This is a genomic window from Acidovorax sp. GW458-11-26-14-TSB4 (genome assembly GCF_059423865.1).
This window is the reverse complement of sequence record NZ_JBWKYR010000030.1, coordinates 40,701-54,210: the sequence shown is the minus strand read 5'-3', so window position 1 is coordinate 54,210 and position 13,510 is coordinate 40,701. Positions and strand designations below refer to the sequence as shown.

Annotated in this window: 14 protein-coding genes; 6 read left to right on the top strand and 8 right to left on the bottom strand. The window is 68.8% G+C overall.

Going from position 1 to position 13,510, the window contains the following annotated elements:
* Positions 1 to 140: 140 nt before the first annotated feature.
* The 3 genes from AC07X5_RS30075 to AC07X5_RS30065 form a co-directional block, all read right to left on the bottom strand.
* Positions 141 to 758 carry a DUF7482 domain-containing protein gene (locus AC07X5_RS30075; protein WP_494773126.1) on the bottom strand — a complete coding sequence of 206 codons (618 nt, stop codon included), beginning with the start codon at positions 756 to 758 and terminating at the stop codon, positions 141 to 143.
* Positions 759 to 822: 64 nt separating this feature from the next.
* A complete protein-coding gene (locus tag AC07X5_RS30070; protein ID WP_494773125.1) occupies positions 823 to 1,779 on the bottom strand; it encodes an NAD(P)H-dependent flavin oxidoreductase in 957 nt (318 codons plus the stop codon).
* 70 nt (positions 1,780 to 1,849) lie between these two features.
* A complete protein-coding gene (locus AC07X5_RS30065; protein ID WP_494773124.1) occupies positions 1,850 to 2,602 on the bottom strand; it encodes a pseudouridine synthase in 753 nt (250 codons plus the stop codon).
* Positions 2,603 to 2,735: 133 nt separating this feature from the next.
* Here AC07X5_RS30065 and AC07X5_RS30060 point away from each other — a divergent pair, with 133 nt between their 5' ends.
* From AC07X5_RS30060 to AC07X5_RS30050, 3 genes are all read left to right on the top strand, one after another.
* A complete protein-coding gene (locus AC07X5_RS30060) occupies positions 2,736 to 3,380 on the top strand; it encodes a DUF6151 family protein (RefSeq protein WP_494773123.1) in 645 nt (214 codons plus the stop codon).
* A 101-nt stretch (positions 3,381 to 3,481) separates the two neighbouring features.
* Positions 3,482 to 4,144 carry a tetratricopeptide repeat protein gene (locus AC07X5_RS30055; protein WP_494773122.1) on the top strand — a complete coding sequence of 221 codons (663 nt, stop codon included), beginning with the start codon at positions 3,482 to 3,484 and terminating at the stop codon, positions 4,142 to 4,144.
* A gap of 21 nt (positions 4,145 to 4,165) precedes the next feature.
* Entirely contained in the window at positions 4,166 to 4,501 is a 336-nt protein-coding gene (locus AC07X5_RS30050) for an ankyrin repeat domain-containing protein (RefSeq protein WP_494773121.1), read from the top strand.
* 1 nt (position 4,502) lies between these two features.
* On the opposite strand, the gene AC07X5_RS30045 is transcribed toward AC07X5_RS30050, so the two are convergent.
* Positions 4,503 to 5,024: a tellurite resistance TerB family protein gene (locus AC07X5_RS30045; RefSeq protein ID WP_494773120.1), complete on the bottom strand. Its 522-nt coding sequence runs from the start codon at positions 5,022 to 5,024 to the stop codon at positions 4,503 to 4,505.
* Positions 5,025 to 5,091: 67 nt separating this feature from the next.
* Here AC07X5_RS30045 and AC07X5_RS30040 point away from each other — a divergent pair, with 67 nt between their 5' ends.
* Complete coding sequence (locus tag AC07X5_RS30040) at positions 5,092 to 6,009, top strand: DHH family phosphoesterase (RefSeq protein WP_494773119.1); 918 nt, start codon at positions 5,092 to 5,094, stop codon at positions 6,007 to 6,009.
* A gap of 3 nt (positions 6,010 to 6,012) precedes the next feature.
* On the opposite strand, the gene AC07X5_RS30035 is transcribed toward AC07X5_RS30040, so the two are convergent.
* The 3 genes from AC07X5_RS30035 to AC07X5_RS30025 all read right to left on the bottom strand — a co-directional run bounded on the left by AC07X5_RS30035 (position 6,013) and on the right by AC07X5_RS30025 (position 10,218).
* A complete protein-coding gene (locus tag AC07X5_RS30035) occupies positions 6,013 to 7,212 on the bottom strand; it encodes a DUF1501 domain-containing protein (RefSeq protein ID WP_494773118.1) in 1,200 nt (399 codons plus the stop codon).
* A gap of 13 nt (positions 7,213 to 7,225) precedes the next feature.
* Positions 7,226 to 8,794, bottom strand: a complete 1,569-nt coding sequence (locus AC07X5_RS30030; RefSeq protein ID WP_494773117.1) for a DUF1800 domain-containing protein — start codon at positions 8,792 to 8,794, stop codon at positions 7,226 to 7,228.
* 149 nt (positions 8,795 to 8,943) lie between these two features.
* On the bottom strand, positions 8,944 to 10,218 hold the full coding sequence (locus AC07X5_RS30025) for an MFS transporter (RefSeq protein ID WP_494773116.1): 1,275 nt from the start codon (positions 10,216 to 10,218) through the stop codon (positions 8,944 to 8,946).
* A 303-nt stretch (positions 10,219 to 10,521) separates the two neighbouring features.
* On the opposite strand from AC07X5_RS30025, the gene AC07X5_RS30020 reads away from it, so the two are divergent.
* Positions 10,522 to 12,222 (top strand): flagellinolysin, encoded by a 1,701-nt coding sequence (locus tag AC07X5_RS30020; RefSeq protein ID WP_494773115.1) that lies wholly within the window; start codon positions 10,522 to 10,524, stop codon positions 12,220 to 12,222.
* A 6-nt stretch (positions 12,223 to 12,228) separates the two neighbouring features.
* On the opposite strand, the gene AC07X5_RS30015 is transcribed toward AC07X5_RS30020, so the two are convergent.
* A complete protein-coding gene (locus AC07X5_RS30015; protein WP_494773114.1) occupies positions 12,229 to 12,672 on the bottom strand; it encodes a thermonuclease family protein in 444 nt (147 codons plus the stop codon).
* 114 nt (positions 12,673 to 12,786) lie between these two features.
* On the opposite strand from AC07X5_RS30015, the gene AC07X5_RS30010 reads away from it, so the two are divergent.
* Positions 12,787 to 13,446 carry a hypothetical protein gene (locus AC07X5_RS30010; RefSeq protein ID WP_494773113.1) on the top strand — a complete coding sequence of 220 codons (660 nt, stop codon included), beginning with the start codon at positions 12,787 to 12,789 and terminating at the stop codon, positions 13,444 to 13,446.
* Positions 13,447 to 13,510 lie beyond the last annotated feature (64 nt).

Genomic DNA, 13,510 nt, shown 5'->3' with positions numbered 1-13,510 from the left:
GCCTTTCTTTGGGGTACGTTTCTTTGGCGACGCAAAGAAAGGTACCTCGGCCGCCGGGCCGAGACCCGGCCTCCGCCCTCACATCACGCGCCGCAGCAACCACAGAGACCGAACACCGAAGCACCGCTCAAAGCGTTCGTTCACGGCGTACGCCCATCCACCGTCACCCCCGGCAACACCCCCAACCCCCCACGATGAACGATAGGACAGTTCAGCACCACCCGCGTCACCTCCAGCACCACAAAACCCTTGTCGGCAGCATCCAGCACCTCCTCCTCCGACCGCAGCACGCCCGCCTGCGCAGGGTCGCGCCACGTGACCTTGACCAGCTGCCACAGCGGGCTATAAGCCGCGCTGCGGTTGGCATGGCCCACGGGCTCGGGGGCCGACGCAAACACGCTGGGCTGGCGGAAGTTGGTGCTGCCGTACACGCGAGACGTAGCGCCAGGGCGCCGGTTGCCGCCCACAGCGGCGGGCATGTCGGCCAGCGCATGGGCGAGTTGGGGCACATGGTTGGCCAGGTGCTCGCGCGCCACCTCGGCGTCGGAGGCGTCGGTGGTCACGTACAGCACCTCCTTGCCGTCGAACCAGCCGCGCAGCAGCGGCAGGTGCGCCCGCTCGGCGCTGGCCGGCCCGGGGCCGGTGTTGGCGACAGGTGTGGCGCAGCCTGTGATCAGCGCTGCAGCCAGCAGCAACAGGCCAGCCCCTGGGTGCTGGCGGTAAGGGCGTGTGGTGGCGTGCCTGCAAAGGGTGGGCATGGCAATGGTCCTTTGGAAGTGCGGTTCACCGGGCCATTGTGGTCCCACCACCCACCACCACCCATCAACCGAAGGAACGCGCCGTGGCCATCGCCCCCATGCGCGCGGTGATGGAGAAGAACTCCGCCACCGTATCGTCAATGATCTGCTGCGCCGTTTTGACGGAATCGATCAGCCCCGCCGTCTGCCCTGCCAGCGCCGGCGCGGCCTCCATGTCGCCGCCAAAGTACACGCGCTGTATGCCCTCGAAACTGTCGGCCGGCATCAGCCCGGCTTCGTGGATCGCGGCGGTGCGCTCGGACTTGAGCGCGCGGATGCAGGGGCTGGCGCGGGTGTTGAGCATCCAGGTGCCGGTGGTGCTGGCGCCGACGATGGCGTTCTTGTAGTTGGCGTGCACCGGGCTTTCGGCGCAGCTCACGAAGCGCGTGCCCATCTGCACGGCCTCGGCGCCCAGGGCAAAGGCCGCGGCCATGCCGCGCCCGTCGCAGATGCCGCCAGCGGCGACCAGCGGCACATCGACCCGCGCGCGGATGGCCTGCAGCAGCACCAGGGTGGACACCTCCTCGGGGTTTTTGAAGCCGCCGCCTTCGCCGCCTTCCACCACCAGGCCATCGATGCCCGCATCCACGCACTTGAGCGCGGCCTCCAGCGTGGGCACGGCGTGGTAGACGGTGATACCCGCGTCCTTGAGCGGCGCGATGAACTTGGCCGGGCTGCCTGCCGAGGTGGTGACGAACTTCACGCCCGATGCGCAGACGAAACGCAGCATGGCGTCGTCCTTCAGGAAGCGGATGGGCAGGTTCACGCCGAAGGGCAGGCCGAGGGCGCGCATCTTGGTGATCTCGGCCTGGCAGTTGGCGGTTTCGCCCGACGAAGTCTCGATGATGCCCAGGCCGCCGGCGCGCGAGACGGCCGAGGCCAGCGGCGTGCGGGCGATCCAGCCCATGGGCGCCTGGATGATGGGGTAGCGTGCGCCCGTGTGGGCGAGGACGCGGTTGTTGCCGGTGGTCGGGGTGGTCATGCGTGCGGTCTCCGTTGTTCTTGGGAAAACCCATTATTCGGGGCCGCCCGCCCGCTGCATGTCGCCCGCGTTACGGGACCATGGACCAGGGGCACTCTGCCAGCAGGCGCTGCCAGTCGGCGGTGGGGGCGGCCTGCTGCACGCCATCGCCTGCCTCCAGCCGCAGCCCGCTGTCGAACACCAGTGTTTCGCACGTCACCGGATGCGGCACCCGCAACTGCCAGGCATGCAGCCACAGCCTCTGCAACCCCAACCGCTCGGCCCACCACCGATTGATCGGCCCCTTGCCATGCGTCGCATCCCCGATGATCGGATGCGCCAGGTGCTTCAGGTGCCGCCTTATCTGGTGCCGCCGCCCTGTGGTCGGCACCGCCTCTACGAGCGAGGCACGGGTACCGGGAAAGCGCGGGTCGCTGACCTCGGGCAGGGTGAGCCGGGCCACGAGGCGAAAGCGCGTGTGCGCGTCCTGCACGGCCGCATCGGCCGGGGCGTCGTCGGGTTTCAGGGCATGGTCCACCTCGGTGGCCTCGGGGGCCCAGCCGCGCACCATGGCCAGGTAGCGCTTGTGCGTGGCCTGGTGCTCGAAGGACTGCGACAGCGCGCGCGCCGCGTCGCTGTGCAGCGCCATCACCAGCACGCCGCAGGTGCCTTTGTCGAGCCGGTGCACCGGGAACACATGCTGGCCCAGCTGGTCGCGCAGGGTCTGCATCACGAAGCGTGTCTCGCCCGCGTCGAGCCCCGTGCGATGCACCAGCCAGCCCGCGGGCTTGTAGACCGCGACGAGGTGTTCGTCGCGCCAGAGGATGTGCAGCGGTGGGGACATGGGCGCGGGCGACGGAGTAAATGGCACGAGGTGAAGGGGGGCGAGGGCGCAGACAACTGACGGATTCTGGCAGCAGGGGCGCTAAGCTTGTGCCAGGAGCCTGGAGAAACTGCGAATAAGGGAGAGACACGCCATGAACCATGCCAACAGCCATGCGCCGCATGCCCAGCGCCTGCAATGCCGGTGCGGGCAGGTCACCGGCGAGGTGGTTGAGACCCGTTCGGCCCTGCACGCAGTGTGCTATTGCCGGGACTGCCAGGCCTATGCCCACCACCTGGGCCAGGCTGGCATGGTGCTCGATGCGCTGGCGGGCACGGAGGTCGTCGCCACGCATGCGCGCAACATCACCTTCACCGGCGGCACGGAGCACCTGGCCTGTGTGTCGCTCACGGACAAGGGCCTGCTGCGCTGGTATGCGCGCTGCTGCCACACGCCCCTGGGCAATACCGGGCGCGACTGGCGCATGCCCTATGTGGGCCTGGTGCACAGCTGCCTGCGTCCGCAGGGTGGCGAGCCGTTGGCGCCACCTGCTTTCCCGCCCGTGCAGATGCACCTGGAGACCGCAGGTGCCAAGGGCGGAACGCCGCCGAAGCTGGGCGGGTGGAAGCAGGCCAGGGCGCTGCTGGGCTTCATGCCGCGCATTGCCGCGTCGCGGCTGACCGGCAGCTACCGGGCGACCCCGTTCTTCGATGGCACGGGCGTGCCGGTGGTGCCGGTCCAGGTGCTGACCGCGGTCGAGCATGCGCGGGCCATGGCGGCGGTGGGGGCCACCGCATAGCCGCCCTGGCATGCCAGAATGCGCCCCAATAGCCGAAGGAGCCCCTGCCGATGATGACGATCCCGCGTGCCCTTGCTGCCGCCCTGACCTTGGGAGTTGCCATGTCTTTTTCCGCCACTGTCCATGCAGCCGTGAACGATGGCATCGCTGCTTATGGCAAGGGCGACTACGCCATGGCCTTCAAGGAGTTCAGCGCTGCGGCGAACGCCGGCGATGCCGCCGGCAAGCACATGCTGGCCAGCCTCTACTACACGGGCCAGGGCGTGGGCAAGGACGTGAAGAAAGCCGCGGCGCTGTTCGCCGAGGCGGCGGACGCCGGCTACACGCCCTCCATGGCCAATCTGGGGTTGATGTATTCCAAGGGCGATGGCGTGCCGCAGGACCTGCAGCGTGCAGAGCACTACGCCACGCTGGCGGCAGAAAAGGGCGACGTGCAGGCACAGTTCAACCTGGGCCAGTCCTACCGCAAGGGCGCCGGTGTGCCCCAGAGCCACGAGAAGGCGGCGCTGTGGTACCGCAAGGCGGCCGAGGCCGGATCATTGGCCGCGCAGAACGAATATGGCCTGTTGTTCGCGCAGGGCCACGGCGTGCCGCAGGACTATGTGCGGGCCTTTGCCTGGATCGACATGCCGGCCAATGCCGGCGACCCGCAGGCGATCAAGAACCGCACGCAGCTGCTCTCCATTCTGGACGCCAAGGGGCAGGTGGCTGCGCGCAAGCTGGCTGCAGAGTACGCTGCCAAATACGGCGGCAAGGCCCGCTGATCCGAAGGAGGGTCTTTCACCATGTCCGCAGGCGATTGGAAAGACATGTATGCCGCCGCCGTGGCGGGCGACCTGGCGCTGGTGCGCCACCACATCAGCGCGGGGGTGAACCCCAATTACCAGCATCCCGAGATCCTGTGCACACCGCTGGTGGCCGCACTCATCCACGGGCACGATGCCATCGCGCACTACCTGCTGGACAATGGCGCAGACCCGCAGCTGCGCTCGGAGTTCGACGACATGACGCCGCTGCAGGCGGCCCAGCGCCATGGGCGCAAGGAGTTCGTCGCGCTGCTGCGCGAGCGTGGCGCACGCGAGGTCAAAACCCCTTTCTGGTGGCGCTGGCTGCCGGTGTAGATCAGAGGCTTGCGGCTTCCTTGGCGCGCATCTTCGCGGCGATGTATTCGCCATGCGTCACGTGCAGCAGCCCGGCCACCTTGCTGATGGCGTGCATCTCGTTCTCGTCCAGGCGGGCGTCGGCATACGCCACCTGCCACATGGCCTCCACGAGCTCGATCTTCTGCGGTTGCGTGAAGTGGGCGTTGAGGTTGCCGGTGAAGCGCTGGTAGTCGTAGGCGGTCTTGGCCGTGTCCACGGCCAGCTCCACCAGGCGCTCGATTTCATCGTCGGTGAGGGTGAAGCGCTCGCGCAGGGCGCGGACCATGGCATCGCGTTCCGCGGCGTCCATGGCGGCATCGGCGCGCACCACCTCCACCAGCAGCACGGCGGCGGCCAGTTGCACGGAATGCGCGCGCTCCGCAGGCGAGGCCTCGGGAGAAAACGGGGCGGTGAAGCTGTCGAACAGTTCTTTGAGGGTCTGGAACATGTGCCGGCCAAAAGAAAAGGGGTGGAAGATGCGCGAGAGGGTGCTGCGTGCCATGCCTGGTGGAGCCCGGGTGCAATGTATTGGTTCCCCCCGCCTTGCGGCCCGGCGACAATCGGAGGCAATGATGAAAAAAACGATTCTGCCCCTGCAACTGCTGTTTGCCTCCGATGTGAACGACCCCGCGCCCCTGGTGCTCTACCACGGACGCGGCTGCCCCGACGGCTTTGGCGCTGCGCTGGCCGCCTGGCTGTTTTACGGCGACAAGGCCGAGTATGTGGGCCTGGACCATGGCGACGTGCAGTCGGTGGACGACCTGCCGGCCCTGGCAGGCCGCTCGGTCTACATCCTGGACTTTTCGTTCTCGGCCGAGATCCTGTCTGCCATCGACGAGCGCGCGGCGCGCCTGGTGATGCTGGACCACCACAAGAGCGCAGCCGAAAAGCTCACCGGCTTTGCCTGCCGCTGCGGTGTGGTGCACTTCGACATGGACAAGTCGGGCGCGCACCTGGCCTGGGAGTTCTTCCACCCGCACACCCCCATGCCGGCGCTGCTGCAGTACGTGGAGGACCGCGACATCTGGAAGTGGGAATTCCCAGAAAGCGCGGCCTTTCTCTCGGCGCTGGACATGGAAGAACAGAGCTTCGAGCGCTGGCGCGAGATCGCGTCCTTCACGCCCGAGCAGCTGGAGCGCTTCATGGCCCGCGGCTCGGCCATGGACGAGAAGTACCGCAAGCTCTGCGCTGACATCGCCGAGGGCGCGCAGCCCCTGGTGTTCAACGGCATCGAGGGCCTGATGGTGAATGCGCCCGGCATGTTCCACAGCCTGGTGGGCGACATCCTCTCGGCCAAGACCGGCACCTTTGCGCTGATGTGGAGCGCCGGCGCCAAGGGCGTGAAGGCAGGGCTGCGCTCGCAGCGCAATTTCGACTGCATCGCCTTGGCCGAAAGCATGGGCGGTGGCGGCCATGCGCAGGCCTGTGGGTTCAAGATGAAGATCGAGCGCCTGCCTGAACTCATGTCGGGCGTTCTGAACGCCTGAGCGTTAGACCAAGCGCAGGTCCGTAGCACGGGCCCCAGGGAACACCCTTGCCAGGGCCGTGGCATTCAGCCCGTACATGCGGCCGAACAGGCCGCCGAGCACGGCGCGGTAGTCGTTGAGCACCGGGTGGTCGCGGTCCTGGAACAGGGTGGTGGCCGTCAGCGCCTGTTGCTCGCCCGCGATGCGCCCGCCCGCCACGCCGCCGCCCAGCACCCAGAACACGGTGCCGTGGCCATGGTCGGTGCCGCGGTTGCCGTTTTCGCGGAAGGTGCGGCCGAATTCGCTGACCACCACGACCACGGTGTTCTTCCACGCCGGCCCCATCTCCTGTGCAAAGCCCGCCAGGCCCTGGCCCAGTTCCTCGAAGCGGTTGGCCAAAGCGCCCGTGGCATTGCCCTGGCCCACATGCGTGTCCCACCCACCCACGTCGACAAAGCCCAGGTGGTAGCGCGTCTGCATCAGCCGCGCCATGCGCCGGGCCGTGCCCTCGAAGCCCTTGGTGCTCAGCGCATTGCGGCTGGCGGCGTCCATCTCGCCCTGCATGCTGCGCGCCACCTCGCCCTGGGTGGCAAAGCCCTCGGCCACGGGGCGGGCCAGCGCGGTGCTGCGGTACATCATGTCGATGAGCCCGGCCTGGCGCTCGTCCACGCCGGTCTTGCCGGCGGCTGCGGCCAGCGCCGTGTTGGGCACGTCCACCGTACCGCGCAGCACCAGCGGCAGGGTGCTGGTGAAGGCCATGGGGGCGGCCGTGGTGCGCCTGGCGCCCAGCTCGGCCGCCAGCCGGTTCAGAAAGCCCGAGCCATAGTCGCGCCGCCCACCCAGGGGCTGGCCCAGCTCGATGCTGTCCTGCGTGTCGAAATGGCTGCGCGAGAGGTCGTCCGTGCCGGCAAAGGGCACGAAGGCCAGTTCGCGCCGCTGGTACAGCGGCAACATCGAATCGGCCAGTACCGGGTGCAGGCCCCAGTCGCTGGTCAGCTCCAGCGCGCCACCGTCCTCCCCGGGGCGCGCAATGGCGATGTTGGGCCGGCTTTCGTAATAGAAGCTGCTGCCGGTGGGTACGAGCAGGCTCGCGCAGTCGTAACCACCGCGCAAAAACACCAGCAGCAGGCGCGCATCGCCCGCGCGCGGGGCGGCGGCCACCTGGGCGGTGGCCAGGCCCAGGGCGCTGGCGCCCAGGGCTTGCAGGTAGTGGCGTCGCAGCATATGCGGAGTCCTTTCAGCCGTGCATGAATTCGGGTGAGGAAAGGAACAAAAGGTTCCATTCGCGCGGCGACTGGGCCTGGACCAGCGCGGCCCGCGTGGCCGGTGCCAGGGTGGCATCGATCTGGCGCAGGTACGGCGTCTGCGCCAGCAGCGGTGGCGGCATGCGCTGGCCCTGGCCGGCAATGCCTGCACCGAGCGCACGGGCCGCCTCGAAGCGCGTGCTCATCTGGCCCGAGCCCGACCAGGTGGCGGCATCGAGCGGGTAGCCGTCGGGCGTGGCGCGGCCATACAGTGGCTCGGCCAGGCGCTGCAGCCAGTTGAGCAGGGGATCGGTGCTGGCCAGCACCGGCTGCTCGCCATGCACCAGGCGCGCGCCGGCCAGCAGGTACTGCACCGGGTCGCGAAAGCGCTGGCCCAGCGAGGCCTGGAACTCGGCCGACTGGAACAGCGTAGCCAGCACGGCGGCGATGTCGCCATCGGTGCGCTCGAAGCTGCGCGCCAGGGCGTCGAGCAGGGCGGGCGGCGGCGCGTCGCCCACCAGGTAGACGGCCATCTTGCGCGTGACGAAGCGGGCCGTGGCGCTGTGGCGTGCCAGGCGGTCCAGGGCCTCGTCCAGCTCCGCCAGGCCTTGGGCGCGCAGGGGCTGCCCCAGCAGGGTCTTGGCGTCCCAGTCGTGGCGCTGGGGGTTGAACTCGAACAAGCCCTGGCGCACGTAATGGGCGCGCAGCGCGGGTTTCATGCGCGGGGGCTCTTCGTCCAGCGGGCGCAGGCTGATGCCCACGCCCGTGAGCACGCGCGCCAGCTCCTGCACATCCTGCTGGCTGTAGCCGCCGCCCACGCCCAGGGTGTGCAGCTCCATCAGCTCGCGCGCGTGGTTCTCGTTGATGCGGCCGGCCGCGTTCTGCGCGTTGTCCAGGTAGCGCAGCATGGCCGGGTGGCGCGTGGTGGCACCCAGCAGGTCGCGAAAGCGGCTCAGCGCATGGGGGCGCACGGCGCGCTCCTCGTAGTCGCCCACGGCGGCACGCAGGTTGGCCTTGCCGGCAAACACGTTGAAGTGGTTCATCCAGAACCAGGTCATCTTCTCGCGCAACTGAGCCGGCGAGTACAGAGCGCGCAGCACGAAGCGCTGGCCGGCCTCGCGCTGCAGGTTGCGCATGTCCTTCTGCCAGGCCTCCAGCGCGGCCTTGCGCTCGTCCTCGGTGGGCAGCGCGCGGGCCTCGCGCTGGCGCTGCTCCATCTGCAGGGCCAGGGCCTCGAACGGGGTGCGGCTGATGGCCATGGCGTCGATCTGCGCCTGGGCTGCGGCCGGCAGCGGGGCGCTGGCAGGTGCGCGCAACTGGTCCGCGAGCCAGGCCTGGGCGCCCATGGCGGACATGGCCTGTGCGCCCTGGGCGGTGCTGCCCCAGGTGATGCGGTCCATCAGCCGCGCGCGCAGGGCGTCATCGGGGATGTCGGCCTGCGCCAGCGGCGCGGCGGCCCAAGTGGGCACCATGCTGGCCGATGCACCCAGGGCGACCAGGGCCAGCCACTGGCGGCGGCTGATCGCCGGGGTGGAAAAGGGGGCGAGAGGGTCTTGGCGCATGGTGCGGCATCCATCCAGGTGCCCTGCTGAAGTCAGGGCGGACCGCCATGCTGCGCCTGCCGCCCAGGCAAGGCAAGGGCCCGCAGCGGCTTTTACCCACGCGAAACAAATGCGCGCGGGGTTGTTTGCATTTGTAGCTTTTTCCCAGGCTACCGCGCCTGTGCCGCTTCCTCGAACTTGTCGACCTTGCGCAGGGGCTTGAACACCGTGGCCCAGGCCGCCACCACGCCCAGCGTGCACACGCCGCCCAGCACGGCCGCGGGTACCACGCCCAGCCAGGCCGCGCTGGTGCCGGCGCGGAACTCGCCCAGCTCGTTGGAGGAGCCGATGAACAGCATGTTCACCGCATTCACGCGCCCGCGCATCTCGTCGGGCGTGGAGAACTGAACCAGCGCGCCGCGGATGTACACGCTCACCATGTCGGCGGCCCCTGCGACCAGCAGGGCCGCGAACGACAGCCAGAACAGCGTGGACAGCGCGAACACCAGGTTGGCGGCGCCGAAGATGGCCACGGCGATGAACATGGTGGAGCCCACCCTGCGGTTGAAGGGCCGCATGCTCAGGTACAGGCCGGCGCCCACCTCGCCCACGGCCATGGCACTGCGCAGTGCGCCCAGGCCCGCAGGGCCTACGTGCAGGACCTCGTGCGCGTAGATAGGCAGCAAGGCCACCACGCCGCCCAGCAGCACGGCGAACAGGTCCAGCGAAATGGTGCCCAGGATGATGGGGCGCGAGCGGATGAAGCCGATGCCCGCGCCAAAGCGCTGCCACATGCTGCCCTGCGCCGCGGCGGGGGGCGCGGCGTAGGGCACGGCCACGCGCGTGAGCAGCCAGGCGCCCAGCGCAAAGCAGACGAAGCACAGCGCATAGGTCAGCTCGCCCCCGCCCACGGCGTAGAGCAAGCCGCCCAAGAGCGGCCCGCCGATGCTGGCCGCGCGCATCAGCATGCTGTTGGCGGCCAGGGCCTGGGCCAGTTGCTCGCGCGGCACGATCTGCGGCAGCAGGCTTTGCATGGCCGGCCCCGAGAAGGCGCGCGCGCAGCCGAACAGCACAAGCACCGCGTAGATGCCGTTCACCCCCGTGGCGCCATGGCCCGACAGCCACCACAAGAGGCCGCTGCAGGCAGCGCCCACGGCCCAGCTGATGGCCAGGATGCGCCGGCGGTCGAAGCGGTCGATCAGGTCGCCGGCCGGCAGCAGCAGGCACAGCATGGGCAGAAACTGCGCCAGCCCCACGTAGGCCAGGGCCAGCGGCTCGCGCGTGAGGTCGTACACCTGCCAGGCCACCACCACGGCCTGCACCTGGGTGGCGAATACGGCGATCAGGCGGGCGGACAGAAACGCCAGGAAGCCGCCGTGGCGGTAGACGCTGGGGGCCGGCTGGCCTGCTGGCAGGGGCGTGGAGGTCGGGGACGGTTCGGACACAGGCGAGGAGCAGCGGGAAAGTGCGGGCGCGGGAGGCGTGTGGGGCGAAACCCCAAGGGTTCCCGCCTGGCGCCGGGAAATCAGGGTTTTTACCAGGGCCCCGATGCTACCGGCTTTGCGCCCGGCCTGCTCGGCGACTTCCGGGGACGCGGCGCAGGCGCCAGCTGAAAGTCTTGCAAAAGTTCCTGTTACATCCGCCGATAACCCAGAAACAAGGGGCTGGCATGGGGCCGGCCCTGGCGGCGGCGGCGCATGCGCAGCCCTGCCTGTTCGATCGGTCAGGAGTTCTTCTTCGGGCATGCCATGGCGTTGATGATCAACACCAATGTGATGACGCTGAGCGCGCAGCGCCACCTGAGCGTGGGGCAGAACGCGCTGGCGACTTCCGTGCAGCGGCTGTCCTCGGGCCTGCGCATCAACAGCGCCCGGGACGATGCAGCCGGCCTGGCCATTTCCGAACGCTTCACCAGCCAGATCCGCGGCCTGAACCAGGCGGCGCGCAATGCCAACGACGGCATTTCCCTGCTGCAGACGGCCGAAGGCGCCATCAGCACCATTGCGTCGAGCCTGCAGCGCATTCGCGAACTCGCCGTGCAGGCCGCCAACGGCACCTACAGCGCCACCGACCGCCAGGCCATCCAGGCCGAAGTGGCGCAACTGGCCTCCGAGATCGACCGCACCGCCACCACGGCCCAGTTCAACGGCATGAACGTGTTCGACCCCAGCCAGGGCAGCCTGGTGGGCGATGCCAAGCTGCTGGCCGTGTTCGACGGCATGACCAGTGTGGGCAGCTGGCTGGAGAGCAGCGAAACGCTGATCAGCAAGCTCTACGGCATCAAGGCCGACGGGGCGGCGCTGGCGGTGAAGTACACCGGCTACACCGACGGGGCGGGCGGAGTGGCCGCTTACGTGCAGGCCACGGGCTTCGATGGCCAGGGGCGCGGCACCGGCCTGACGCTGCAGGTGGACATGGCCGACTTCGTGCCGCCCAACTTCCCCGACGGGGGCAACGCGCCTTACTACAACGACCGCATCATCGCGCACGAGATGGTGCACGCAGTGATGGCGCGCAGCACCAATTGGCAGGACATCACCACCAACAACCTGTGGTTTGCCGAGGGCACGGCCGAGTTCATCCAGGGGGCGGAGGAGCGGGTCAAGGGCGACATCGCCAACATCGGGCTGCCCGCCGTGGTGGCGGCCATCAACGGCCCGTCGAACACCAGCGAGTTCTACTCGTCGAGCTATTCCGCCGTGCGCTACATGCACAACCGCATCAAGGGTGCGGGCGGCGAGGGCGTGAAGGATGTGCTCACCTACCTGAGCGCCAACCCGGGTTCGACGCTTGACCAGGCGCTGGCCAACGCCTCGCAGGGGCAGTTTGCCAGCGCCGCCGACTTCAAGACGCAGTTCGCCGCCAACGGCGCGGCCTTCATCAGCGGCTTCGACCTGAACAATGCCGATACCGGCGCCATCGGCGGGCAGGATGTGGATGGCGGCGAGACGAAGACCGCCACCAGCACCGTGCCCAACAGCGGCAGCCGCTCGGGCACCGACGTGCTCGACGGCTTTGCCGAGTCCTTCGAGACCATTGCCACGTCCAAGGGCGGCACGACGACCAAGGTCTTCCAGATCGGGGCCAATGCCAACCAGACCCTGGAAACATCGATAGGCGCCATGGGCCTGACGTCGCTGGGGCTGCGCAGCACGCTGGACGTGACGGTCTCGCCGGCCCAGGCCATCGTGGCGGTGGACCGGGCGCTCGACTACGTCAACGGCCAGCGCGCGGTGATCGGTGCCCAGGCCTCGCGCCTGGAAACGGCCGTGGCCAACCTGCAGAACAGCAGCGAAAACCTCTCGGCCAGCCGCTCGCGCGTGCTCGATGCCGACTTCGCGGTGGAGGCCGCCACGCTCGCGCGCCAGCAGATCCTGCAGCAGGCCGGCTCGGCCATGGTGGCGCAGGCCAACCAACTGCCGCAGGGGGTGCTGGCGTTGCTGCGGTAGCGGGGTTCAGTAGGGCTTCTGGTGCCGGTGCCGGTAGTCCCACGGCGCCAGCGGGCGCTTCTGGGCCCACAGGCCTTCCCCCCCGGCACGTGCCCGGCGCTGCAGCGGTGCCAGGTGCGGGTGGTGCTCCGCATACGGCGCGTACACCCAGGCCAGGCCTGCGGCCACCTGGGCCGTGGCCACGTCGGCGCCGTTGCAGCGCACATTGGCCACCGTGCGGCCATAGCTGTCCTCCTCGATGGGCTGCAGCGTGGCCTGGCGCTTGAAGCACATCTGCGCCAGGTTCTGCCGCGCCTTCTGGCCGAAGGCCTGCCTGCGTTCGGGCGCGTCGATGGCGGCCACGCGCACCTTGATCCGTTCGTAGGCGCCAGGCGCGCCGCAGCGGGCGGTGAGGGTGTCGCCGTCGCTGATGGCGACCACGAGGCAGAGCAGGGCAGCAGGCAAGGGCATGGGCAGGTGCGGAAAAAAAGTGGCGCATTGTCTCCTACTACACTTCGCTGCAGCGCGGCACGGGAGGCCGGGCGCACAAGCAACGACAACAGAGCAAGAGGGGAAATATCCGTGATGCGTACCGAGATTGGTGTGGCCCGTTCGGGCCGGGGGTGGCTGTGGGCTGCAGCGGCGTTTCTGATGCTGGTGGCCGCCCTGCCGGGGGGGCAGGCCAAGGACGAAGCCGGCGCCTATGGCAAGACGCTGGAAAAGATCTACGACCTGTCGCCCGAGACGCTGGCGAAGTTCCAGCGCTTCCAGGAAAAGCAGGCCCAGACGCCAGGCGACAAGGGCAAGGGAATCTACGCCAACACCGAAAGATGGCGCGGTGACGAGCTGTCGCTGCCGACCAGCAAGAACCCCTTCACCGTCGTCGTCAAGGTCTCGGGCGTGGCGCTGGCCGACGGCGATGCCGGCTCGCGCTGGCAGACCAGCCTGCAGTTCGACGGGCCCTCGCCCATCTCCTTTCTACCCGAGCTGGTGCACAAGGGCGCGCGCGCAGGGCAGCTGGTGTCCATGGTGGGGGCAGCCAAGGGCGTGAGCTTCAAGGAAGACCGCAAGGCCGCCCCGCAGCTGGAGTTCGAGTCGTCGCGCAACCTGCGCATCGACCGGGTGCAGGTCGAGGTCTGGTCGGGCATCCGCAAGTCGACGTGGGTCGAACTCTTGATGTCCTGGTCGCCCATTCTCACGGGCGTGGTGTTCCTCGGCGTGGTGCTCTGGTTCCGGCGGCGCTGAGCTAGGGCAACGCAAAATCAAGTCTTCGCGATGGCGCGTGCCCTGATTTGGGATGGGCTGCCAG

Coding starts and splice junctions, on each gene's coding strand:
- AC07X5_RS30060 (WP_494773123.1), top strand. CDS start 2,736: ATGAACCATGCCAACAGCCATGCGCCGCATGCCCAGCGCCTGCAATGC.
- AC07X5_RS30015 (WP_494773114.1), bottom strand. CDS start 12,672: ATGCCCTTGCCTGCTGCCCTGCTCTGCCTCGTGGTCGCCATCAGCGAC.
- AC07X5_RS30040 (WP_494773119.1), top strand. CDS start 5,092: ATGATGAAAAAAACGATTCTGCCCCTGCAACTGCTGTTTGCCTCCGAT.
- AC07X5_RS30010 (WP_494773113.1), top strand. CDS start 12,787: ATGCGTACCGAGATTGGTGTGGCCCGTTCGGGCCGGGGGTGGCTGTGG.
- AC07X5_RS30070 (WP_494773125.1), bottom strand. CDS start 1,779: ATGACCACCCCGACCACCGGCAACAACCGCGTCCTCGCCCACACGGGC.
- AC07X5_RS30065 (WP_494773124.1), bottom strand. CDS start 2,602: ATGTCCCCACCGCTGCACATCCTCTGGCGCGACGAACACCTCGTCGCG.
- AC07X5_RS30055 (WP_494773122.1), top strand. CDS start 3,482: ATGTCTTTTTCCGCCACTGTCCATGCAGCCGTGAACGATGGCATCGCT.
- AC07X5_RS30035 (WP_494773118.1), bottom strand. CDS start 7,212: ATGCTGCGACGCCACTACCTGCAAGCCCTGGGCGCCAGCGCCCTGGGC.
- AC07X5_RS30030 (WP_494773117.1), bottom strand. CDS start 8,794: ATGCGCCAAGACCCTCTCGCCCCCTTTTCCACCCCGGCGATCAGCCGC.
- AC07X5_RS30020 (WP_494773115.1), top strand. CDS start 10,522: ATGGCGTTGATGATCAACACCAATGTGATGACGCTGAGCGCGCAGCGC.
- AC07X5_RS30045 (WP_494773120.1), bottom strand. CDS start 5,024: ATGGCACGCAGCACCCTCTCGCGCATCTTCCACCCCTTTTCTTTTGGC.
- AC07X5_RS30075 (WP_494773126.1), bottom strand. CDS start 758: ATGCCCACCCTTTGCAGGCACGCCACCACACGCCCTTACCGCCAGCAC.
- AC07X5_RS30050 (WP_494773121.1), top strand. CDS start 4,166: ATGTCCGCAGGCGATTGGAAAGACATGTATGCCGCCGCCGTGGCGGGC.